23 protein-coding genes are annotated in these 22,305 nt (G+C 66.6%); 9 read left to right on the forward strand and 14 right to left on the reverse strand.

What is annotated here, in order from left to right:
• Positions 1-3: 3 nt before the first annotated feature.
• Positions 4-1,020 carry a VWA domain-containing protein gene (locus AC1U2B_RS12710; RefSeq protein WP_043390508.1) on the reverse strand — a complete coding sequence of 339 codons (1,017 nt, stop codon included), beginning with the start codon at positions 1,018-1,020 and terminating at the stop codon, positions 4-6.
• Positions 1,021-1,141: 121 nt separating this feature from the next.
• Entirely contained in the window at positions 1,142-1,693 is a 552-nt protein-coding gene (locus tag AC1U2B_RS12715) for a TetR/AcrR family transcriptional regulator (protein WP_480217067.1), read from the reverse strand.
• Positions 1,694-1,775: 82 nt separating this feature from the next.
• Here AC1U2B_RS12715 and AC1U2B_RS12720 point away from each other — a divergent pair, with 82 nt between their 5' ends.
• The 5 genes from AC1U2B_RS12720 to AC1U2B_RS12740 are packed head-to-tail and all read left to right on the forward strand — an operon-like array spanning position 1,776 to position 4,989.
• Positions 1,776-2,963, forward strand: coding sequence for an FAD-dependent monooxygenase (locus AC1U2B_RS12720; RefSeq protein WP_480217068.1), 1,188 nt, complete (start codon positions 1,776-1,778; stop codon positions 2,961-2,963).
• A gap of 59 nt (positions 2,964-3,022) precedes the next feature.
• On the forward strand, positions 3,023-3,448 hold the full coding sequence (locus AC1U2B_RS12725; protein ID WP_480217069.1) for a pyridoxamine 5'-phosphate oxidase family protein: 426 nt from the start codon (positions 3,023-3,025) through the stop codon (positions 3,446-3,448).
• 4 nt (positions 3,449-3,452) lie between these two features.
• Positions 3,453-4,064 carry a class I SAM-dependent methyltransferase gene (locus AC1U2B_RS12730; protein WP_480217070.1) on the forward strand — a complete coding sequence of 204 codons (612 nt, stop codon included), beginning with the start codon at positions 3,453-3,455 and terminating at the stop codon, positions 4,062-4,064.
• A 57-nt stretch (positions 4,065-4,121) separates the two neighbouring features.
• Positions 4,122-4,544 (forward strand): PPOX class F420-dependent oxidoreductase, encoded by a 423-nt coding sequence (locus AC1U2B_RS12735; protein WP_480217071.1) that lies wholly within the window; start codon positions 4,122-4,124, stop codon positions 4,542-4,544.
• A 7-nt stretch (positions 4,545-4,551) separates the two neighbouring features.
• On the forward strand, positions 4,552-4,989 hold the full coding sequence (locus AC1U2B_RS12740; RefSeq protein ID WP_480217072.1) for a TIGR03618 family F420-dependent PPOX class oxidoreductase: 438 nt from the start codon (positions 4,552-4,554) through the stop codon (positions 4,987-4,989).
• A 5-nt stretch (positions 4,990-4,994) separates the two neighbouring features.
• On the opposite strand, the gene AC1U2B_RS12745 is transcribed toward AC1U2B_RS12740, so the two are convergent.
• Together AC1U2B_RS12745 and hpaH are read right to left on the reverse strand one after the other, a co-directional pair.
• Positions 4,995-5,786 carry an HpcH/HpaI aldolase family protein gene (locus AC1U2B_RS12745; protein WP_480217073.1) on the reverse strand — a complete coding sequence of 264 codons (792 nt, stop codon included), beginning with the start codon at positions 5,784-5,786 and terminating at the stop codon, positions 4,995-4,997.
• Positions 5,776-6,609, reverse strand: a complete 834-nt coding sequence (hpaH, locus tag AC1U2B_RS12750; protein WP_480217074.1) for a 2-oxo-hept-4-ene-1,7-dioate hydratase — start codon at positions 6,607-6,609, stop codon at positions 5,776-5,778. Before hpaH ends, AC1U2B_RS12745 begins: the two co-directional genes overlap by 11 nt.
• 153 nt (positions 6,610-6,762) lie before the next feature.
• Here hpaH and AC1U2B_RS12755 point away from each other — a divergent pair, with 153 nt between their 5' ends.
• On the forward strand, positions 6,763-7,362 hold the full coding sequence (locus AC1U2B_RS12755) for a MarR family winged helix-turn-helix transcriptional regulator (protein ID WP_480217075.1): 600 nt from the start codon (positions 6,763-6,765) through the stop codon (positions 7,360-7,362).
• On the opposite strand, the gene AC1U2B_RS12760 is transcribed toward AC1U2B_RS12755, so the two are convergent.
• The 6 genes from AC1U2B_RS12760 to AC1U2B_RS12785 all read right to left on the reverse strand — a co-directional run bounded on the left by AC1U2B_RS12760 (position 7,323) and on the right by AC1U2B_RS12785 (position 14,440).
• A complete protein-coding gene (locus tag AC1U2B_RS12760; protein ID WP_480217076.1) occupies positions 7,323-7,979 on the reverse strand; it encodes a flavin reductase family protein in 657 nt (218 codons plus the stop codon). The genes AC1U2B_RS12755 and AC1U2B_RS12760 overlap by 40 nt on opposite strands.
• 49 nt (positions 7,980-8,028) lie before the next feature.
• Positions 8,029-8,466: a VOC family protein gene (locus tag AC1U2B_RS12765; RefSeq protein ID WP_480217077.1), complete on the reverse strand. Its 438-nt coding sequence runs from the start codon at positions 8,464-8,466 to the stop codon at positions 8,029-8,031.
• 165 nt (positions 8,467-8,631) lie between these two features.
• On the reverse strand, positions 8,632-10,779 hold the full coding sequence (locus AC1U2B_RS12770) for a 3-hydroxyacyl-CoA dehydrogenase NAD-binding domain-containing protein (protein WP_480217078.1): 2,148 nt from the start codon (positions 10,777-10,779) through the stop codon (positions 8,632-8,634).
• Positions 10,780-10,794: 15 nt separating this feature from the next.
• The gene (locus AC1U2B_RS12775) at positions 10,795-12,006 is read right to left on the reverse strand and encodes an acetyl-CoA C-acetyltransferase (RefSeq protein WP_043390495.1); all 1,212 of its coding nucleotides are present in this window, start codon (positions 12,004-12,006) and stop codon (positions 10,795-10,797) included.
• A 189-nt stretch (positions 12,007-12,195) separates the two neighbouring features.
• The gene (locus AC1U2B_RS12780) at positions 12,196-13,332 is read right to left on the reverse strand and encodes an alkene reductase (protein WP_480217079.1); all 1,137 of its coding nucleotides are present in this window, start codon (positions 13,330-13,332) and stop codon (positions 12,196-12,198) included.
• A gap of 85 nt (positions 13,333-13,417) precedes the next feature.
• Complete coding sequence (locus AC1U2B_RS12785; RefSeq protein WP_480217080.1) at positions 13,418-14,440, reverse strand: alpha/beta hydrolase; 1,023 nt, start codon at positions 14,438-14,440, stop codon at positions 13,418-13,420.
• 103 nt (positions 14,441-14,543) lie between these two features.
• On the opposite strand from AC1U2B_RS12785, the gene AC1U2B_RS12790 reads away from it, so the two are divergent.
• Genes AC1U2B_RS12790 through puuE form a run of 3 tightly spaced genes read left to right on the forward strand, consistent with a single transcriptional unit; the run spans position 14,544 to position 17,616 of the window.
• A complete protein-coding gene (locus AC1U2B_RS12790) occupies positions 14,544-15,758 on the forward strand; it encodes a DUF6986 family protein (RefSeq protein WP_480217081.1) in 1,215 nt (404 codons plus the stop codon).
• Complete coding sequence (gene alc / locus AC1U2B_RS12795) at positions 15,755-16,717, forward strand: allantoicase (RefSeq protein WP_480217082.1); 963 nt, start codon at positions 15,755-15,757, stop codon at positions 16,715-16,717. Before AC1U2B_RS12790 ends, alc begins: the two co-directional genes overlap by 4 nt.
• The gene (gene puuE, locus AC1U2B_RS12800; RefSeq protein ID WP_480217083.1) at positions 16,714-17,616 is read left to right on the forward strand and encodes an allantoinase PuuE; all 903 of its coding nucleotides are present in this window, start codon (positions 16,714-16,716) and stop codon (positions 17,614-17,616) included. Before alc ends, puuE begins: the two co-directional genes overlap by 4 nt.
• Here the strand turns inward: puuE and AC1U2B_RS12805 are convergent.
• From AC1U2B_RS12805 to AC1U2B_RS12820, 4 genes are all read right to left on the reverse strand, one after another.
• Positions 17,613-18,335, reverse strand: a complete 723-nt coding sequence (locus tag AC1U2B_RS12805; RefSeq protein WP_480217084.1) for an aspartate/glutamate racemase family protein — start codon at positions 18,333-18,335, stop codon at positions 17,613-17,615. The genes puuE and AC1U2B_RS12805 overlap by 4 nt on opposite strands.
• The gene (locus AC1U2B_RS12810) at positions 18,332-19,879 is read right to left on the reverse strand and encodes an NCS1 family nucleobase:cation symporter-1 (protein ID WP_480217085.1); all 1,548 of its coding nucleotides are present in this window, start codon (positions 19,877-19,879) and stop codon (positions 18,332-18,334) included. Before AC1U2B_RS12810 ends, AC1U2B_RS12805 begins: the two co-directional genes overlap by 4 nt.
• An 84-nt stretch (positions 19,880-19,963) precedes the next feature.
• Positions 19,964-20,665: a GntR family transcriptional regulator gene (locus AC1U2B_RS12815; RefSeq protein ID WP_480217086.1), complete on the reverse strand. Its 702-nt coding sequence runs from the start codon at positions 20,663-20,665 to the stop codon at positions 19,964-19,966.
• Between the two features lie 66 nt (positions 20,666-20,731).
• Entirely contained in the window at positions 20,732-22,294 is a 1,563-nt protein-coding gene (locus AC1U2B_RS12820) for a phytoene desaturase family protein (protein WP_480217087.1), read from the reverse strand.
• Between the last annotated feature and the right edge of the window lie 11 nt (positions 22,295-22,305).

A 22,305-nucleotide genomic window follows, 5' to 3' on the forward strand; every position in this document is an offset into this window, starting at 1 on the left:
GGCTCAGCCCGGCAGGCGGTTGTTGATCTTCAGGCCCGCGAACAACGCCAACACCAGCACGAAGAATCCGACTCGCGTCCAGCTGCCGCTGGCGTCGCCGCGGATGGTCTGGTAGCCGATCTGCTCCTGCAGATTGGCGTAGACGCGGGTCAGCTGGTCGAGGGTCTCGGCGCGGAACGACTCGCCGCCGGTCACCTTCGCGATCTTCTGCAGCGACAGGTCGTCGGTCGGGACCGGCACTTCCTGACCCTCGTAGGTGATGACGCCCGACGGCGTACCGAACGAGATCGTCGAGATCACGACGTCCTGGTCCTTGGCCGCCCGCGCCGCCGTCAGGGCGCCGCGCGGGTCGTTCGGGTCCGCCGGCACGGTTTCCTTACCGTCCGACATCAACACGATGTGGGCAGGCGGCGGACCGTCACCGCCACCCATCACCGCATCGAGGGTGGCGATGGCCTGCAACGCCGTGAAGATGCCTTCGCCGGTCGCGGTGCGGGGTGACGGCTCCAGAGTCTCGATGGTTCGCGCCACGACGTCGTGATCACTGGTCGGGGCCACCAACATCGTTGCGCTGGAGGAGAACTGGACCAGGCCGACGCTGATCCCGTTGGTCAGGCCCTTCACGAACGTCTTGCCTGCGCTTTTCGCCGCCTCGATGCGGCTGGGTTTGACGTCCGTGGCGATCATCGACTCGGAGACGTCGATGACGAGCATGACGACGGCGCGGTTACGCGGAATCCGGATGTCGTGGGTCGGTCCGGCCATAGCGGTGGTGAGCAGCACCAGCGAGGTCACCAGCAACACCGCCGGCACATGCCGCCACCGCGACTGCGTCTTCGGACGGGCCGCGACGACCTGCTCCAGCAGCTCGGTGTTGGCGAACCGCAGCACCCGCTTGCGCCGCGCCTTGCGCAGCAGCAGGTAAATCGCGACGGCCCCGATGACGGCGATCAGATAGAGGAAGAACCACGCACTGGAGAACCCGGACAGCGTCAGTGGCCCGACAAAGGGGATCTCCAACAGGCACTCTCCGTTGCGTTCGACGTCGATCGCTCAGACCGATATGGGGCAATCGTACCGACGCCGCCTTGCGGGGTTCTGAATGCGACATCCTGGCCAGCTGTGGTCGACGCGACGGCCCTCAGTCCGGCAGCCCGAGCGCGGCCATCGCGCCGTCGACCGTCGCCCGTCTCAGCTGGTCGGCCGGGACGTCCGGGAACTGCAGGCAACAGTCCTGCAGGCCGCCGAAAGCGATGACGGCGCGCGTGGACTGTTCCAGCGTCGGCCGGCGTCCGAAGACCAGCTTGCCGAGCCGGTCGCGCCAGGCCAGCATGGCGTCGATCAGCCCCAGATCCGCGAGCGTGGTCAGGTCGGTGACGATCAGCAACAGATCGGCGCGGTGCCGGTAGTGGAAGTCGAAGTAGCCCTGCAGCAGCTCGCGGGGCGTGGCCCGGGCAGACCCGCGCAGGCGTTCCTGGGCGGCCACGAACTCCTCACCCTCGTCGACCAGCGGCTGCAGGATGCTGCGCACCAGGTCCTCGCGCGAACTGAAGTGGTAGTACAGCGCGGGTTTACTGATACCGAGCCGGTTGGCGATGTCCTGCAGGCTGGTCCGCTGCACGCCCTTCTGACTGAATAGCTCGCGCGCCACGTCCTGGATGCGCAGCCGTGTCTCGGAAGGGGGTCTCGCCACGTAACCACCCTAACTTACTTAACGGGCGGTAAGCTGACCGGACATCTACTTACCGACCGTTAAGTAAACACGGAGGAACCCCATGAAGGTGCTCATCTCCGGCGCCAGCATCGCCGGCCCGGTCCTGACCTACTGGCTGTCCCGCAACGGATTCGACGTGACGGTGGTCGAACGCGCGCCCGCGCTGCGCAAGACCGGCGGCCATGCCGTCGACCTGTTCCGGCCGGCGATGGAGATCTCCGAGCGCATGGGCGTGTTGGACCGCATCGAGTCGCGCGCCACCGGGACCACCATGCTCGCCCTCAACCGCCCGCCCAGCACCCGGTGGACAAACGTCGACTACGTCAAGCTCCTCGCGGCCATGTCCGACCGGCATGTCGAGATCATGCGGGACGACCTCAGCGAGGCCTACTACGACGCCGTCCGCGACGACGCCGAGTTCCGCTTCGGAGACCAGATCACGTCCATCACCGACGCCGGAGAGGTGACGTTCGAGCACGGCGCCCCGGAACGGTACGACCTGGTGATCGGCGCTGACGGCCTGCACTCTGGAGTGCGCCGACTGACCTTCGGCGATCAGGTGCGGGAACGGTTCCTCGGCGGGTACCTGGCGGTGGTCTCTGTGCCGAAAGTGCTTGCGCCCAAAGGTGAGATGAGCGGATATCTGGCGCCCCGGCGGATCGCCATGATCTATACCGCCGACCATCTCGACGACGCTCGCGCGGTCTTCATGTTCCGGACGCAGCAGCCCTTGGACTACCACTACCGCGACGTCGCCGGCCAACAGCGGCAGCTGCGGGCGGCGTTCGCCGGGCTGGCGCCCGAAGTCGACTACTGGCTGCAGGAAACGGACCGTACTCCGGCGTTCTATTTCGACGCGATCACCCAACTGGAGATGAGCACCTGGTCGCGTGGGCGCGTCACGCTGGTCGGCGACGCCGGATATTGCCCGGGGCCCGCGGTCGGTGGCAGTACCAGCCTGGCGGTGTACGGGGCGTACGTCCTGGCGCACGCCCTGATCACGGCACGCGGCGACCACACTGCCGCGTTCGCCGCCTACGAACGGACCATGGCCGCTCCGGTGGCAGGCAGCCGCACCATGGCGCGGGTCAACGCGAAGACCGTCGTGCCCGGATCACATTGGGGCACAAGGGCACTCCTCGGCGCCGCACGCACTGTCTCGTTGTTGCCGAGCGGCCTGACGCAGCGGCTGGCCCGGCTCAATGAGAAGGGCGTCAGGCTGTACGACACCATGCCGCTGCCGAACTGACGTCATCGCGTGTGGCGGAAGCCGCTGCGGTGTCACTCATTTTCGCTACGTTGGATCCCATGGCGCTTTCCAAGGATGAACGCGAAAAGTTTCTGGCCGAACCACACATCGGGGCACTGTCGGTCAACGCCGGCGCAGACCGCGGCCCCCTGACGGTGCCGATCTGGTACCAGTACACGCCCGGCGGCAAGCTGTGGCTGCTGACCGGGCTCGGCTCCCGCAAGCACAAACTGATCGAGGCGGCGGGGCACCTGTCGCTGATGGCCGAGCGTCTGGATCCGACGGTCCGCTACGTCGCCGTCGACGGTCCGGTGCTCAGCATCGAGCCAGGTACCGACGAGCAGTTGGTCGAGATGGCCGTCCGGTACCTCGGTGAAGAGAAGGCCCCGGCGTATCTGGAGATGGCCCGGCGCGAGCATGGCGCGAGCGTGACCGTCACCGTCGACCCGAAGCACTGGCTGTCGGCCGACCTCGGGGCGCTGTGATGCCATGTCGTCCCGGCAGCGCTTGTTCCGGGTCTTCTACCGGCTCGGATTCACTCCGTGGGACGGTCATCCGCTAGCCACCAGCCTGCGTGAGCTGGTCGAGGGTGACGCTGCCCTGACCCCGGGCACCGCGCTCGACATCGGTTGCGGCACCGGCGACAACGCGCTGTATCTGGCCGGGCTCGGCTGGGACGTCACCGGAGTGGACTACGTCGCGACCGCAGTACAGAAGGCGCGGGCCAAGGCCGCCAAGCGGGCCGACTCCGCACCGGGAACGGTGCGGTTCGACCAGGCCGACGCCACCCGGCTCACCGGTCAGGGCATCGGCGCGGATTTCACGCTGATCGTGGACAACGGTTGCCTGCACGGGATGAGTGCCGACGACCGCGACGCCTACGTGGGTGAGGTGACCGCGGTCGCGGCCCCGGACGCGCGGCTGCTGATCGTCGCGTTCGTCCCGGACGCCTCGTTCGGGGTGCCGGGGATCGATCCGGCGGAGGTGCAGCGACGGTTCGCGCTCGGGTGGACGCTGCTGGACAGCGGCGACGAGCCGGGGTTGGACCACAATGGCAAGAACCCGGCGCGGTACTACCTGTTCGCGCGGCGGCGCACCTGAGTCTGCGCGGTCAGCCGCCGGAATCAGGCCGACGGCGTCCGGGCGTAGCGTGGCCGCATGGGCGAACTTTCCGACGATGTGATCGCTTTCCTCTCCGAGGGCACCCGCACCGCGGTGCTCGGCTGGGTTGCCGCCGACGGCCGGCCGTTGGCCGCACCCGTGTGGTTCGTCGTGGACAACGGCGAGTTGGTGTTCAACACCGACAAGAACACCGCCAAGGGACGAGCGCTGGCACGCGACCCACGGGTGGTGTTATGTGTCGATGACACGTCCCCGCCCTATGCGTTCGTCCAAGTTCAGGGCGTCGTGTCGATCAGCGAAGATCCCGACGAGCTTCTCGACATCGCCACCCGTACCGGCGGCCGATACATGGGCGCCGACCGCGCCGACGAATTCGGCCGGCGCAACGGCGTACCCGGCGAGCTCGTGGTGCGGGTCAAACCCACAAAAGTCATTGCCGCATTTGATGTGGCGGATTGAGGACTCCATGACCGACCTTTCTGGTTTCACCGAGCTGTCCGCACGTGATCACGGCCTGTGTGTGCTGAACACCCTGCGCGATGACGGCAGCATCCAGTCCTCGGTCGTCAATGCCGGCGTGATGCCGCACCCGAACACCGGGGAGCCGGTCGTCGCGCTCGTCGCGATCGGGTCCACCCGCAAGCTGCGCAATCTGCGCGCCGATCCGCGCACCTCGGTCGTCGCGCACGCGGGGTGGCAGTGGCTGACGGTGGAAGGCACCGCGGAGGTCATCGGCCCTTCCGACACCGACGCCGAGACCCTGAGAGTGTTGTTGCGCAACGTCTTCACCGCCGCCGGCGGGACGCACGACGACTGGGACACCTACGACCGCGTCATGCGCGACGAGGGTCGCGCCGCGGTGCTGATCTCACCGACGCGCGTGTATTCGAACCCCGCGCGCTGAGGCGCTCAGTACCCACTCGTCGCGGGTGGCCGGTCCACCACGCCCCGCGCCCGAGCCAGGAGCTGGCGACCACCGCCGACAAGCAGCCCGACGTCCGTACCCACGGCGATGAAGCCGCACCCGTACTGTTCGGCGGACCGGGCGAGCGTCGGATTGGTGGCAAGTGTGCCAACGGGTTTCCCCGCGTGACGAGCACGAGCGACCACGTGGGCGAAGGCACTCTGGACGTCGGGATGCGCCGGCCGGCCGAGGTGCCCCATGGTGGCGGCGAGGTCTGACAAGCCGACGAAGATGGCGTCGATCCCGTCGGTTCTCGCGATGTCGTCGACGGCGGCGACCGCTGCGGGAGTCTCGATCTGCGCGATGAGGCGAAGACCGGCATTCGCCGTCGCGAGGTAGTCCTCCTGCGTACCCCATTCGGACGCGCGCGCGAGAGCGCTTCCGACACCCCGGGTTCCATGCGGCGGGTATCTCGAGGCGGCGACGGCGTCTCGCGCCTGCTTCCCGCTGTCGATCATCGGCAGCAGCAGGTGCCGTGCGCCGATGTCGAGGTAGCGCTTGATGGTGTCGGCGTCGGTGGTCGGTGTGCGCACCACGGCAGTGCTCGTGGCTCCGGAGATTGCCTGCAACTGGTGGAGAACGGTTTGCAGGGTATTGGGCGCGTGCTCTCCGTCGATGAGGAGCCAGTCGAAACCCAGGGTTGCGCACAGTTCTGCGCTGTAGGAGTTGGCCAGCCCCAGCCACAGGCCAAAAGCCGGTCCCCCGCCCGAACCACCCGTGAACCAATCAGCTTTCATGGCTTGCACTTTCGCCGGAAGTGCCGAATCGGCAGGAGATGGATCCGAGCGGTCCGTAGTCGACATGGAAGCTGTCGCCGGGGCGGGCTGGAACGGGACGAGTGAACGAGCCCGAGAGGACGACGTCGCCCGGTTGCAGTGTCACGCCGCGGGCACCCAGCCTGTTGGCCAGCCAGGCAACCCCCACGGCAGGGTGGTTCAGGACGCCTGCCGCTACGCCGGTTTCTTCGATTCCCGCGTTGCGATAACACAGGGCGCTGACCCAGCGAAGGTCGATAGCGTTGGGGCGGACAGGATTTCCGCCGAGCACGACCGCCGCGTTGGCCGCATTGTCGGAAATGGTGTCGAGCACTGTCCGGGTTCGGCCGGTTTCTCGATCGACCTGTTCGATACGGGCATCGATGATCTCGAGGGCCGGCATGACGTAACGCGTGGCGTCCAGCACGTCGACGGTGGTGCAGTGTGGCCCGGCGAGCGCGTGGTCGAGGATGAAGGCGAGTTCCACCTCGACGCGGGGGACGATGAAGCGGTCGGCCGGCAGCTCGGATCCGTCTTCGAAGAACATGTCGTCGAGGAGCACGCCGTAGTCGGGCTCCTCGATGTTCGACGATCGTTGCATGGCCCGAGAGGTGAGACCGATCTTGTGCCCACGCACCTCGCGCCCGGCGGCGATCTTGTGCCGCATCCACGCTTGTTGCACCGCATACGCGTCGTCGATGTCCATCTGCGGGTAGGCGCGGGAGACCTGCGGTATCTGCTGGCGGTTCACCTGCGCGGCCTCGAGTTGGGCGGCCACCGCCGCCACGGTGTCTGCGCTCAGCACGAGATGTCACCGTGCCTACGGGCGCCGGCCCGCCAAACATGTTGTGCCTGCACCATGTACATCACGTGTGGTGATCCCTCTGGTCGATTGCCGGACGTTCCAGCACGGCGATTCGGTTCGGTAGCCTTATTGTCTGGCTCATAGACTGTCGCCATGAGCCGGTCGCAGAGCAGCAGCCCCAACGGTCGTCGCAGCCCCTCGGCCGCCCGCGTCAAACTCACTGCGCCGGAAGCTATGCAGCCCGTGCTCGACCTCATGCGGGGCTCCGATCCGTCGAAGGATGTGAGTGCGGCCAGGCTGGGGCTGTCCCTGCTGTGGTTGGCCGACGACGTCATCGCCGCGGTGAATCGAAAGCTCGAACGCCTGCACATCTCGGAGGCCAAACTCGATGTCCTGATGATCTTCGCGGCGCAACTCACCCAGCCCGAAGAGGAATGGCGTGTTCGCCAAACACCGAGCGGGCTCTCGGAGTACTTCGGTATCACGAAGGCCAGCGCGACCGGGCTCATCGACTGGCTGGAAAACCGGAAGCTCGTGACGCGGACCCGCCATGCCACGGACCGCCGCAGCACGCCGGTCCGAATCACCCCCGAAGGGGAAGAACTGGCCGCCGAGGCGGTACCGATCTTCGAGCAGGCGTGCGGCGAGCTGGTCGATGTGCTGAGCGAACGTGACCGCAAGGACCTGCAGCGCATTCTCGACAAACTGTGGCTTCATATGAAAGCGCCCGCAGCCTCGGCCCCCGAAGACTGAGACTTTCTGTCGCCCAACGTAATTCGATCGAGGCGAAAGGGGGAGGTCGCGGTGTACCAGCCTCCCCCGTGCATGCGCGCGACGATGTTCAGCCGGGTCGCGTCGATATGCCCGCGGCCGGCATCGATGACGACGTCGTCGCGGACGTGGGCATACGCCACCGCGCCGACGAGCAGATTGCGGCCCTGTCCCAGTGGCACCGTTTGAGTGAACACGCACTCCAACGCAACTGGGCTGGCAGCAAGCCGAGGTGGCGTCACGGCATGGGACGCAACGGTTTCCAGCTCGGCCTCGCGGGTTTCGTCGACCTCGGCGTCGAAGTCGATCGCCGTGACGTTCATCGCGTCGATCAGCTCTGCGGTGACGAGATTGATGACGAACTCGCCCGTGTCGACGATGTTGCGGGCGGTGTCCTTCGGCGCGCCATCGCGATTGCCGATGCCGAGCACCACCACCGGGGGCGTGCCGGACATGAGATTGAAGAACGAGAAGGGCGCCGCGTTCACTCGGCCCGACTGGTCGACGGTGGTGACCCAGGCGATCGGGCGAGGAACGATGAGCGAAGCCAGTAGATTGTAGCGCGGTTTCACGTCCATGGCGTCGATATCGAAGAGCATGTCGGTCTCCTGAGCTGTCTCGTAATCCGTTGGGGAAAGCCTGAACTCGCTACCGCCGGCTCTTGCGGCACCGGCACTGCCCGATTTGATGGATCTCCACGAGGTTGTTCGCGGGGTCTCGAAGGAACAGTTGCTTCAACTCGGGTGACGCGACGTTGTCGAGCACGAAGTAGTCCACACCCAACCGGCCCAGCTCCGCCTCGGCTTCGGCGACGTCGTCGACCGCGAGCGCGATGTGGTTCTCGACCGGATCCTTGCCGGGCCCCTGGCTGTAGGGCGACGGCCCGTCGCTGCCCAGCAGGTGAATCTGGACATCGCTCGGGACATCCAGGAAGTAGCCATGGATGCCCGGGATGTGCCAGCGGCCGCCGTCCTGGGTCAGGTTGAGCACATCGCGGTAGTAGTCGTTGGCTTCGTCGGCCTTTGCGCTTCCCATGCCGAGGCCGATGTGGTGCAGTTCGCGAATCTGGACAGCCAAGGTGATCACTCCTCAATCGGATTTAGTACGTTAGCCATACTATATGGCAGGCGTAACTATGCCCCGCGCCAAAGCTCGCTGTCAACAATCACGTGTGCAGCACCACACCAGAAACGCAAAAACCCCCAAATCCCTGAGGATTTGGGGGTTTTCGCGACTGCTTGCGCTAAGAGGCTAGCTCTCCAGCGAAGCCGGCGGCAGGAAGCGGTCGCCGTACTTGGCGGCCAGTTCCTTGGCCCGGGCCACGAAGGCTTCCTTGCCGACGCCGAGCTCGCCCTGGTAGCCGACGATGAACTGAGCCGAACCACCGGTGTACGGCGGGAAGCCGATACCCATGATCGAGCCGATGTTCGCGTCAGCGGTCGAGGTCAGCACGCCCTCGTCGATGCACTTCTGGGTCTCCAGCGCCTCGGCGAACAGCATGCGGTCGATCATGTCCTGCAGCGGCAGTTCGACCGAGCCCGAGTTGAAGGCGTCCTTCAGACCCGGCCACAGCTGGGTCCGCTTGCCGTCGGTGTACTCGTAGAAGCCCGCACCCTTCAGGCGCGACGGGCGACCGAGCTCGATCATCTTCTCGACGACAGCCTCGGCCGGGTGCCCGACGTAGGTGCCACCCTCGGCCTCGACGCCCTCCTTGGAAGCCACGGCGATCTTGTGCATGAGCTCCAGGTTGAGCTCATCCGAAAGCTGCAGCGGCGCCGCCGGGTAACCGGCCTGCGAACCGGCCTGCTCGATGGACGCGGGCGCGACGCCCTCGCCCAGCATGGCCAGCGCCTCGTTGACGAAGGTGCCGATCACGCGCGAGGTGAAGAAGCCACGGCTGTCGTTGACGACGATCGGGGTCTTCTTGATGGCCAGGGTGTAGTCGAACACCCGGGCCAGCGCCTCGTCAGAGGTCTTCTCGCCCTTGATGATCTCCACCAACGGCATCTTGTCGACGGGGCTGAAGAAGTGGATACCGATGAAGTCCTCCTGGCGCTTCACGCCGGTCGCGAGACCGGTGATCGGCAGGGTGGAGGTGTTCGAGCCGAGCAGCGCGTTCGGCTCGACGATGTCCTCGATCTCCTGGAACACCTTGTGCTTGAGTTCCTGGTTCTCGAACACGGCCTCGATGACGAAGTCGACGCCCTTGAGATCCTGCGGGTCGGCGGTCGGGGTGATCCGGGCCAGCAGCGCGTCGGACTTCTCCTGAGTGGTCTTGCCACGCTCGAGGGCCTTGGCCTCGATCTTCTCGGAGTAGTTCTTGCCCTTGTCGGCGGCTTCCTGCGTGACGTCCTTGAGGACGACCTCGTAGCCGGCCTTGGCCGACACATAGGCGATACCGGCGCCCATCATGCCCGCGCCGAGGACACCGATCTTCTTGATGTCCTGCTTGGCGATGCCCTGCGGACGCGAGGCGCCGCCGTTGATGGCCTGCAGGTCCAGGAAGAACGCCTGGATCATGTTCTTCGCGGTCTGGCCGGTGACCAGGGTGGTGAAGTAGCGGCTCTCGATGCGCGACGCGGTGTCGAAGTCGACCTGCGCACCCTCGACGGCGGCATCCAGGATGGCGCGCGGCGCGGGCATCGGAGCACCCTTGAGCTGCTTCTTCAGCAGAGCCGGGAACGACGGCAGGATGCCGGCCAGGCCCGGGCTCGACGGGGTGCCGCCGGGCATCTTGTAGCCCTTGACGTCCCACGGCTGCACGCCGCCCTCGGGGTTGGCCTTGATCCATGCCTTGGCGGCGGGGATCAGTTCCTCGACGGTGTCGACGAGCTCGTTGACCAGGCCGGTGGCCTGCGCCTTGGCCGGGGTGAACCGGGTGCCCTGGCTCAGGACCTCCATGAAGGCCTTCTGGATGCCGAACATGCGGACGGTGCGGGCGACGCCGCCACCGCCGGGCAGCAGGCCCAGGGTGACCTCGGGCAGGCCGATCTGGCTGCCGCGGACGTCCGCCGCGATGCGGTAGTGGCACGCGAGGGCGATCTCCAGGCCACCGCCGAGGGCGGCGCCGTTGATGGCGGCGACGACGGGCTTGCCCAGGGTCTCCAGGGCGCGCAGGTCGGCCTTGATGTCCTCGACCATCGAGAACGCCTCGCCGGCGTCGTCCGGACCGATCTGCATCATGCCCTTGAGGTCGCCACCGGCGAAGAAGGTCTTCTTCGCGCTGGTGATGACGACGCCGGTGATGGAGTCCTTCTCAGCAAGCAGGCTCTGCACCGCGTAGTGCATCGACTCCTTGTAGTGCTCGTTCATCACGTTGGCCGAACCGGTCGGGTCGTCCATCGTCAGGGTGACGATGCCGTCGGCATCCTTGTCCCACTGAATTGTCTTCTCAGCCATTGTTTTTCAATCTCCCTAGACGCGCTCGATGATGGTGGCAACGCCCATGCCGCCGCCGATACACAGCGTGACCAGGGCACGCTTGGCACCGCGGCGCTCGAGCTCGTCGACCATGGTTCCGGTGATCATGGCGCCGGTGGCGCCCAGCGGGTGGCCCATCGCGATGGCGCCACCGTTGACGTTCAGCTTCTCGTCCGGGATGTTCAGGTCCTTCTGGAACTTGAGCACCACCGAGGCGAAGGCCTCGTTGATTTCGAAGAGGTCGATGTCGTCGACCGTCAGGCCGGCGCGGTCCAGGACCTTCTTGGTGGCCGGGGTGGGGCCGGTCAGCATGATGACCGGGTCGGCACCGCTGGTGGCGGTGGCCACGATGCGGGCGCGCGGGGTCAGGCCCTGCGACTTGCCGGCGGCCTCCGAACCGATCAGCACCAGCGCGGCACCGTCGACGATGCCCGAGCTGTTGCCACCGTGGTGGACGTGGTTGATCTTCTCGACGTAGTGGTACTTCTGCAGCGCCACGTCGTCGAAACCGCCCATGGCGCCCAGACCCGCGAATGCGGAGTTCAGCTTGCCGAGGCTCTCGACGGTGGTGCCGGGACGCATGTGCTCGTCGTGGTCCAGGATGGTCAGGCCGTTCTGGTCCTTGACCGGGATGACCGACTTGGCGAAGTAGCCGCCGGACCAGGCCGCGGCGGCCTTCTCCTGCGAGCGCACCGCGTAGGCGTCGACGTCTTCGCGCGAGAAGCCCTCGATGGTGGCGATCAGGTCGGCGCCGATGCCCTGTGGGACGAAGCCGATGCGGTAGTTGGTCTCGGGGTCACCGGCCCACGCGCCGCCGTCCGAACCCATCGGGACGCGGCTCATGGACTCGACGCCACCGGCGTACACCAGGTCGTCCCAGCCGGAACGGACCTTCTGGGCGGCCAGGTTCACGGCCTCCAGGCCGGAGGCGCAGAAGCGGTTGAGCTGGAAACCACCGGTGGTCTCGGGCAGCTTGGCCACGAGAGCGGCGGTGCGGGCGATGTCGCCGCCCTGGTCGCCGACGGGCGAGACGACGCCCATGATGACGTCGCTGATCAGGTTCTCGTCGAGGTCGGGATTGCGGCGACGCATTTCGTCGATCAGGCCGACGATGAGGTTGACCGGCTTGACCTCGTTCAGTGCACCGTTGCGCTGCTTGCCACGGGGCGTGCGAATGGCCTCATAGATGAAGGCTTCTTCGGACATGTGTTTGCTCCAGGTCCTATTGAGATGGGGTTGTGGGTGCGCCCACCAGCAGGTCGACGGTCCCCTGCCCGGAAGCGTAACAGGCCCTCCCAACCAGGTGGTTGGGAGAGTGACCAGAGGAACGCAAAAGGCCACCTACTGCACGTTCTGGACGACCTGACGTGCAATAAGTGGCCATTGCGCCGCGAGTTAAGCGACAGCCTCGGTGAGGGTCGGATAGTCGGTGTAGCCGACGGGACCCGGCGCGTAGAACGTCGCCACGTCAGGCTCATTGAGCTCGGCCCCCAGGATCAGCCGGTCGACCAGGTCGGGGTTGGCCAGGAAGGACCGCCCGACCGCGACGGCACTGACGGCACCCAGGTCGACGAAGCTGTTCAGCTGGCAGAAATCGGTGCCTGAACCCCGACCCGTATTGAGCACGAAGGTCCCCGACCACAGCGCGCGGATCGCACCGAACAGACCCTCGGTGGGGTCGATGAGCACGTGCAGGTAGGCGATACCCAGCGGGTCGATCCGGTTCAGCAGGGCCTCGTACGTGCTGAACGCGTCGTCCTCATGCATGTCGCCGGCCGGGTTCCCGGGAGATATCCGCAGCCCGACCCGACCGGGCCCGATCTCGGCCACGACCGCTTCGACGACCTCGGCGGTCAGCCGGGCCCGGTTCTCCGGTGATCCGCCGTACGAATCGGTGCGCTGGTTGATCACATCGGACGCGAACTCGTGCAGCAGGTAACCGTTGGCGCCGTGAATCTCCACGCCGTCCATCCCGGCGTCGACCGCGCGGCGCGCGGCGGCACGGAAGTCGGCGACGATCCCGGGAATCTCCGCGATGTCGAGCGCCCGAGGGATCTCCAGCGGCTTCTTGCCCGTGGGGGTGTGGGTGACCATGTCGGCGGCGATGGCCGACGGCGCGACCGGCGTGGTACCGCTGATCTCCGAATGCGCCATGCGGCCGACGTGCCACAGCTGGACGAACATCTTCCCGCCGGCATCGTGTACCGCTTGCGCGATCTCGGCCCACTTCGCCTGATGCCCGTCGGTGTACATGCCGGGGGTGTTCATGTAGGCGCCGTTGGCGCTCCGCGAGACGGCGGTGGCCTCCGAGATGATGAGCCCGGCGACGGCGCGCTGCGAGTAGTACTCGGCCGCCAGATCCGACGGCGTGCCGTCGGCGTCGGCCCGCGACCGGGTCAGCGGCGCCATGAACAGACGGTTGGTGGCCAGCGTGTCACCGACCTCAACGGGCTTGAGCAGCGCGGCGTCGGTGGCAAGACGGAAGGGAGCGGCAGTCACGGAGTAGGCAACCGCCGCACGGCGCCGGTTCATTCCCGGCTGTGGTCAACCGCATCGAATGTTGGCTCGTGTTCGACGATTTCGCGGATCCTCGAACACGAGCCGACACTCGGCGGAATCAGGCGACGGACTTCACGAACTCCGTGACCTCGCGGACCGCACGACGAGCGTCGGGGTTCGAGAAGGCGAACGCCTGGAAGACGTGGACGGCGCGGTCGAAGACCTGCAGCCGCACCGGCACTCCCGCCGCTGCGAGCCGCTCGGCCATCAGCTCAGAGTCGGGCCGCAGCGCCTCTTCGGATCCCACCTGCAGCAGGAACGGACCCAGGCCGCGCAGGTCGGCGTCGACCGGCGACGGGATCGGGCCGCGGGCACCATTGCGCAGCAGGAAGACCTCGCTGATCATCCGCAGGAAGTCGATCGGGAACATGGCGTCGGGAATGCGTTTGGCTGCTTCATATTTCGGCGTCATGTCACTGTCGGTGGCGGCCGAGAGCAGCACACAGCCCGCGGGCGGCGTCAGGCCCAGGTCGCGCACCGCGACGGCGGTCATCGCCGCGATGAAGCCACCGGCAGAGTCGCCGGCCAACACGATGTTCTCCGGCTTCACGCCCTGCGCCAGCACGTAGCGGTAGGCGTCGACGCCGTCGTCGACCGCGTCCTCGACGAGGTTGCGCGGGCAGAGCCGGTACCCGACGCTGAGAGCACGCGCGCCGCTGTCGCGGGCGATGTGGCTGACCAGCGGCCGGTGGCTGTTGATGCCGAGCGCGATGAACGCCGACCCGTGGAAGTAGATGATGACGCGCCCATCGACCGGAGGGGTGGTCTCGTTCCAGACCCATTCCGCCGGGCAGTTCGGCAGTTCGACCTTTTCGGTCCGAGAACCGGCCACGCCCGGCATCCAATGCATGACGCGCTCGGCACCGTCGTAGGCGCGGTTCAGCAGGACCTGCGGAAACCGCTTGTTGATGGCCAGCATCACCTTGGTCAACAGGAACATGATCGGCTTCATGGCCTTGAGCAGGTAGGTCTCTGCGACCGAATGCCAGTTGGCCTTGCCCATCCATTCCGGGCCGGTGTACGTCGCGGTTTCCGGCGCAGAGCCCTCAAAGGGATCGTCGATCCGTTCGGCGCTGGTCATAGGGCCTCCTTTGGCAACGTTGCTGTGCCGAGACTAGATCAGCTCCCCGATGGGGGCGTGGACTCGACGTGCTGAGATCGCGTTGGCACGGCACGATAGGCAGGTGTCGGCCCCCCAACATCGCATCCCCGCGGATGCACTACATCGCATCGACACCCTGTTGTCCCGCGTCGACGCCGACCTTGCAGCGCGGTTCCCGGGAGACAGCGCTGACGTGCAGCCGATACACACCGTCTATGTCAGCGCGGCCGACGCCGCTCCCGACACTCCCGCGCAATGGGGGCAGGCCGCGCTCGAACTGCTGGACCGGCACGCAGAGGTCTTCGCCGAACTCGGCGACCCCACCACTGTGGCGCTGGTGCGCGACCAGCTCGCCGAAGCGCCGATTACCGATCTGCGGCTGGATTTCGAGGACGGCTACGGCCGCCGTGGGGACGATGTGGAGGATCGTGACGCGAAACGGGCGGCGGTGACCCTACGTGCACTCGGGTTGCGCCACAGCGGGATTCGCATCAAGGGGCTGACCGCCGCCGAGCGACCCCGGGCGCTGCGCACCCTCGAGTTGGTCCTGGACACCGGCGCCATCGACGGGTTCGTCTTCACCGTGCCGAAATTGCGTGCGGCCGAACAGGTCACCGCGGCGGTTTGGCTGTGCGAAGCCCTGGAGACCGCACACGGTCTGGCGGAGAACACGCTGCGCTTCGAGATGCAGATCGAGAGCCCGCAAGCGGTACTCGGCCCCGACGGGACCGCGACCCTCGCCCGCGCGATCCAACTCGCCAACCAACGGTGCAGCGGATTACATTACGGCACATACGATTACAGCGCAGCGTGCGGTATCGCACCGCAGCACCAAGCACTGGATCACCCGGTGGCCGACCACGCCAAGGTGGTGATGCAGACCGCCGCCGCACAAACCGGGGTCTGGGTTGCCGACGGCTCGACGCAGGTGGCCCCGGTCGGCACCGAAGATCAAGTGGTGCAGGCGATCCGGCGTCACCACCGGCTCGTCACCCGGTCACTCGAGCGCGGCTTCTACCAGGGCTGGGACATGCACCCCGGCCACCTGGTGACGCGGTGGCTGGCCACCTTCACGTTCTTCCGGGCCGCCATGTCCGCCGCGGCGCCACGGCTGCAGGCCTACCTGGACCGCAGCGGCGGCCCGATCGTCGATGAACCCGCGACCGCCGAGGCGTTGGCGGCGGTCGTCTTGCGTGGCCTGGACTGCGGCGCATTCGGTGCCGATGACGTCCTCGCCGTCGCGCCCGGCGCTACCGTCGCAGTACTACGAAACCTCAAGAACCGGAAGCTCTCATGACTGAATCACTGCCAGACTTCACCTGGCTGCCGGACCTCGCGCTACGGAGCCTCGGTGGGGCGGTGATCTGGGCCAACGACGACGTGTTCGCCGAGAAAGAAAACCTCATCTCCCCCGGCCCCTCGGCATATCGGCCGGCATCGTTCGGGCACAAGGGACAGGTATACGACGGTTGGGAGACCCGGCGCCGCCGCGACGCCGGCCACGACACGGCGATCGTGCGGCTGGGTGTACCGGGTGTCATCCGCGGCGTGGTGGTGGACACCGCGTGGTTCAAAGGCAACTATCCGCCGGCGGTCTCCGTCGACGCCATCGAGGTCGACGGGTATCCGACCGCCGAACAGCTGGCCACCGACCCCGGCTGGGCGCCGCTCATCGAACGCTCGCGGACATACGGGGACACGCGCAACAACTTCGAGGTCTCCTCGGAACAGCGATGGACGCATGTGCGCCTCAACATCTACCCGGACGGTGGGGTGGCGCGACTGCGGGTGCACGGTGAGGGCCGTCCGGACAAGCGGTTCTTCGGCATCGGCCCCCTGGACCTCGCGGCGCTGGAGAACGGCGGTCTGGTGCTGGACTGCTCGAACCGGTTCTACAGCTCGCCGCAGAATCTGATCTTCCCCGGACAGGCGCAGGTGATGGGCGACGGCTGGGAAACCGCCCGTCGTCGCGACGACTCCAACGACTGGGTGCGTATCCGGCTGGCCGGACCGGGCCGGGTGCAGCTCGCCGAAATCGATACGTCCTACTTCATCGGCAACAGCCCCGGGGCCGCGGCGTTGACCGGATTGCGCGCCGACGGGCAGTGGATCGAACTCCTGCCCCGCACCGAACTGCTGCCAGACACACGCCACCGCTTCCTCATCGACACCGCCGACGTGGTGTCCGAGGCACGACTGGACATCTATCCGGACGGAGGATTGGCGCGATTGCGGCTGTTCGGGGAGCTCACGTGAGCTACCCGCGCGATCTGGTGGGCTATGGCCGCACCCCGCCGGACCCGCAGTGGCCCGGGGGTGCGGTGATTGCGGTGCAGTTCGTCCTCAATTATGAAGAGGGCGCGGAGAACAACGTGCTGGACGGGGATCCGACGTCAGAGACGTTCCTGTCCGAGATGACCCCGGCCGACGCGTTCCCCGACCGGCACATGAGCATGGAGTCGCTCTACGAGTACGGCTCGCGGGCCGGATTGTGGCGGATACTAAGGCTTTTCGAGCGCCGGGGTGTCCCGCTGACCATCTTCGCAGTGGCCCGGGCCCTGCAGCGCAACCCGGAGGCGCTGGCCGCGTTCGGCGAACTCGGGCACGAGATCGCCTGTCACGGTCTGCGGTGGAAGTCCTACCAGCTCACCGACCGCGACACCGAACGCGAGCACATGGCCGAAGCGGTACGAATCCTGACCGAGCTCACCGGCGCCGCGCCGCTGGGCTGGTACACCGGCCGGGACTCACCACACACTCGCGAGCTGGTGGTCGAACACGGCGGGTTCGTCTACGACTCGGACTCCTACGCCGACGATCTGCCGTACTGGGTGCGGGTGGCCGACACCGACCATCTTGTGGTGCCGTACACGCTGGACACCAACGACATGCGATTCGCTTCTCCGGCAGGCTTTTCCAACGGCGAGGAGTTTTTCGCGCATCTGCGTGACGCGTTCGACGTGCTCTACGCCGAAGGTCTGGGCGGCAGCCCGAAGATGCTCTCCGTCGGGTTGCACTGCCGCCTGGTCGGCCGACCGGCCCGCAGTGCCGCCCTCGAACGATTCCTCGACCACGTGCAGCGCCACGAACGGGTGTGGCTGGCCCGGCGCATCGAGATCGCCGAGCACTGGCGCGCCGTACACCCGGCCGGCTAGCCTCCGCGCCGGACGGTGTACTCCTTGACCGGCGGAGCGGCGAATTCACCGCGTTTGCCGGTGTGCAGACCCATCCGCACCAGGGCCTGCACCGTCAGCGTCGCGGCGCTCACCCCGTCGACCACTGGCACCCCCAGCTCGGCGGTGATCGCCGCGCACATCTCGGCCATGCCCGCGCACCCCAGCACGATGGCGTCGGAGCCGTCGGCCTCCAACGCCTCCCGGCACGCCTCGGTGATGACCTTGCGCGCCGTCGGGTCGGTCTCCAGATCGAGCACCGGAATGTCGCAGGCGTGTATGCCCAGGCAGAACCGTTGCATCCCATAGCGTTCCGCCAGATCGGCGGCTCGGCCCATGGTCCGGGACAGCGTCGTCACCACCGAGAATCCCCGTCCCAGATGGCTGGCGGTCTGCATCGCGGCCTCGGCGATGCCGATGACCGGGCCGGTGGCGATCTCTCGGGCCGCGTCCAGACCGGGATCACCGAAGCACGCGATCACGTACCCGTCCACCCCGGCGTCCTCACCGCGCCGGATCATCTCGAGCAGACCCGGCACACTCATGGCCTCGTCGTAGTGACTTTCGATCGAGGGCGGACCCCATTCGGACGTCACGGCAACGACGTCAACGCCGGGACCGGCCACTGCCTGTGCGCAGCGGCCGATCCCGACGGTCATGGATTTCGTGGTGTTGGGGTTGATAACCCAAATCCGGCTCACGACAATGACTTTGCGACGAACCGGTCGCGCGCAGCCAGTAGACGGTAGAGAACGAACGCCACGCCGCAGCCGATGAACCAGCTGTACTGAGCGGCGGTGTGCATGCCGTAGACGGTACCCGCGAGGAGCACCGGAAGCGCCGCGAGCACCGCGCCGACCACGGTGGCGATGACCGCGACCTTGTTGTATCCGTTTGTGTACCAGTACTTTCCGGACTCGTTCATGGTGAACAGGTCGTCGACGATCACCTGCTGCTTACGAACCAGGTAGAAGTCGGCCAGCAGCACGCCGAACAGTGGGCCGATGAAGGCGCCCAGAATCTCCAGCGTGTAGTGGATTACCTCGGGGTTGTTGTAGAGGTTCCACGGGGTGATCAGTACCGAGCCGACCGCGGCGATCATGCCGCCGGCACGCCAGCTGATGCGCTGCGGGCTGACGTTGGAGAAGTCGAATGCCGGGCTGATGAAGTTGGCGACGATGTTGATGCCGATGGTCGCGATGGTGAAGGTCAACGCGCCCAACACAATTGCGAACGTGCTGTCGATGCGGGCCACTGTCTGTACCGGGTCGGTGAGCAGTTCGCCGAACACCGGCAGCGTCAGCGACGCGGTGACCACCACCAGCACCGAGAACACCAGGAAGTTGACCGGCAGCCCGAGGAAGTTGCCCTTCTTGACCGCGGCGAACGACTTGCCGTAGCGGGAGAAGTCGCCGAAGTTGAGCATCGGACCAGAGAAGTAGGACACCACCAGCGCGATCGCGCCGAGCATCACCGGAATCGAATCGAGGCCCGTGTACTTGACCGCGCCGAGGTTCAGATCGATTGCGCCCCAACCCGCTTTGTAGATCAGGTAACCGCACAGCATGAACATGACGACGTAGACCGCGGGACCACAGAAGTCGATGAACCGGCGGATGGCCTCCATGCCGCGCCAGAAGACGCAGGCCTGCAACACCCACAGCAACAAGAAGCTGGCCCAGCCCAGTACCGGCAAGCCGAGGAAGCCATGGGTGCCGAGGTCCGCATACGGCGCCAGCCCGGGAAAGAGCTTGAGCAGCACCACATCCAGGGCGGCCGACGCCAGGTAGGTCTGGATGCCGTACCAGGCCACCGCGATCAGGCCGCGGATGACGGCCGGCACGTTCGCGCCCAGCACGCCGAACGCGGTGCGACACATCACCGGGTACGGCACACCGGCAACCTGACTCGGCTTGGCGACCAGGTTGCACAGGAAGTAGACGAGGGTGATGCCGATCAGCAACGCCACCAGCACCTGCCAACTGGCCAAGCCCAGCGCGAACAGGCTGCCCGCCGTCACATAGCCGCCGACACTGTGCACGTCGGACATCCAGAATGCGAAGATGTTGTAGGAGCCCCAGCTCTGTTTACCCAACGGGGCCAGGTCCTCGTTGGTCAACCGCGGGTCGTACTCCGGTTTGATGACGCCGCCACCGACTGGGTGGCCGGCGGCCTCGACGATGTCACCTGCGCCGACCACCGCGCCCGGTGGCATGATTTCCTTGGGAACGAGGGTGTCAGTCATGCTGGAAAACGCTAGGAATGGAACGTTTCCCTGCTGTTTCACCTGAGATATGCGGCAATTGCGGAAAAGATATATGTTTCGCGGCTACGCCAGCAGCCCGGTGTCTGTCGGCAGTTTGGCGATCACCGCGTTGAGCCGGACGGCATGGTCCGCCGCGACGGCGATCAGGCGCTCCGCATCGCCGGCGACGAAGGCGTCGACCATCGCGCAGTGATCGGCATGCAGGTCCGCCCGGTCGTCATGGCTGACATGCACCATCGACTGCACTGGTTCGGTGACATTCCACGCCGCCTCCAGCATGTGCAGCAGTCGGTGCATGCGCGACGGCCGGGTGAGGGCGGCATGCAACTCCCGGCTCTGCCGGTGGTAGGCGCCCGCGTCATCGTCGCGGATCGCCTGCTGCAGCCTGACATTGACCGCGACCGCAGCCGCGCGGTCCGCGTCGGAGGCGTTGGCCACGGCGACTGCCAGCGACGCCGACTCCAAAGCCTCACGCACGATGTACATTTCGCGCAGTTCCTGCGGTGTCAACAGGGCCACCGTGTAGCCGAAATTGAGCCGATGCTCTACCAGACCCTCCCCGATCAGGGTTTTGAGCGCCTCCCGCACCGGAATCTGGCTGACGCCGAACACGTCGGCCACGTCGGCCAACGGGATGGGCGTGCCGGGCGGCACACCGCCGTCGAGGAGCGCACGGCGCAGTTCGTTCAACACCCCCTGCTGTGACGGCGCAGCCCGGTCCGCGACCAGCTGTCCGAGCAGGACCGAACGCCGGTGTGGCCGCATACCCGCAGACTAGGTCGCCGTTGTTCCCGAACCCGTTTCGGCGAAGTTTCCACCTTGTTAGCGGAGTCAGGTGTTGAGCACGGCGTGGGCGGCGTTGTAGCCCGGGATGAAGTTGACGGCCGGGCCACCGTGGCAGCCGGCGCCGCCCAGGTACAGGCCGTCGACCGGCAGCTCCTGGTCGAGGTAGCCGCGCGGGCCGGGCCGGTTCGGGCCCATCTGCTCGGGGTGGATCAGGCCATGGCAGAAATCGCCTCCGGGGGCACCGAACATTCGCTCCATGTGCCGTGGGGTGAAGGTGGTGTGGCGCAGGATCAGCTTCTCGAAGTTGGGTGCCACGCGGGTGATCTTGTCGATGACCCGTTGTCCCATCTCACGTTTCATCGAACCGTAACTGGCGGAATCACCTGCCTCCTCTCCTACGGGGAACCACAGCGCGAACGCCGACGACGCATGCTTGCCCGGCGGCGCCAGCCCGGGATCCTGCACCGACGGAATCTGCCAGGCGATGGACGGATCGGCAGGCACGATGCCCCGGCGACTGTCCTCCCACTGCTGCTGCAGTTCTTCCGGAGTGCTGAAAAGTCCGATGGTGCCCTGCAATTCGGGGTTGTTCAGGATTTCGTAGGGCTCGTCGAACTCCGGGATGCCGTCGAGCGCGAAGTGCATCTGCAGGTAGCTGCCCCGGTGGTCGACGCGCGTGTAGCGGGCCCGCACGTCGTCGGGCACGGCGCCGCCGAGCAGCCGGTCCACGGTGTACGACGGTGCGAGTGACGAAACCACCACGGGCGCGGCGATTTCCGTGCCGCCTTCGAGCCGGACGCCGGTGACTCGGCCGTCGTCGACGGTGATGGCGGCGACGGCGCTGCGCAACCGGACCTCACCGCCGTGCGCGACGAACGTGTCCTCGAGGTGCTTGGACAGTGCCCCGATGCCGCCCTTGAGCTTTCGCATGAGCGACGCGCCGTCGGTGGGGATGGCCAGCCCGAACGCCAGTGCGGCAGCGCTGCCCGGGGTGGCCGGGCCGCGGTAGGTGGTGTTGCACGCCAGCACTGACAGCATGCCGCGGATGGCGCCGTGCTTGTCCTTGTCCGGCAGGTAGCGGTCCAGCACGTCGGTCACCGAACCGAACAACATGTCGGTGATGGCCGACCGCTCGAATTCGTTTGTGGCGCAGGCGTACATCTCGTCGTAGGTCTTGGGCGGCAGCCCCGCGTCGAACCGGCCGAGGGCCCGGGCGGGCGCCATGCTCCAGGCCATCAGTCCGGCCATGCCGTTGACGGCCTCGGCGCCGTGCAGCTCGTTCATGTGGGTGAGCAGCTTCATCGGATCGGAGTAGAAGAGGAACGGCTCGTCGCCGATCCCCCGCATGTTGACCGACATGACCTCCTGCTCGACGCTGGGCACTTCGTCGAGGCCCAGCTCCTGGCTCACCTTGAGAGATGTCGGGAACTGCTCGGACCCGGCGATCTCGAACTTGAAGCCGTCGAACAGCTCGACGGTCGAGGCCATGCCGCCGGAGTAGAGCTTGGATTCCAGACACAGCGTGCGCAGTCCCGCCTTCTGCAGCATCACCGCCGAAGCCAGTCCGTTGTGCCCCGCTCCCACCACGATCGCGTCGAATTGCGCCATGTCCGCAGACT

The organism is Mycolicibacterium sp. P4_G11, from assembly GCF_056555145.1.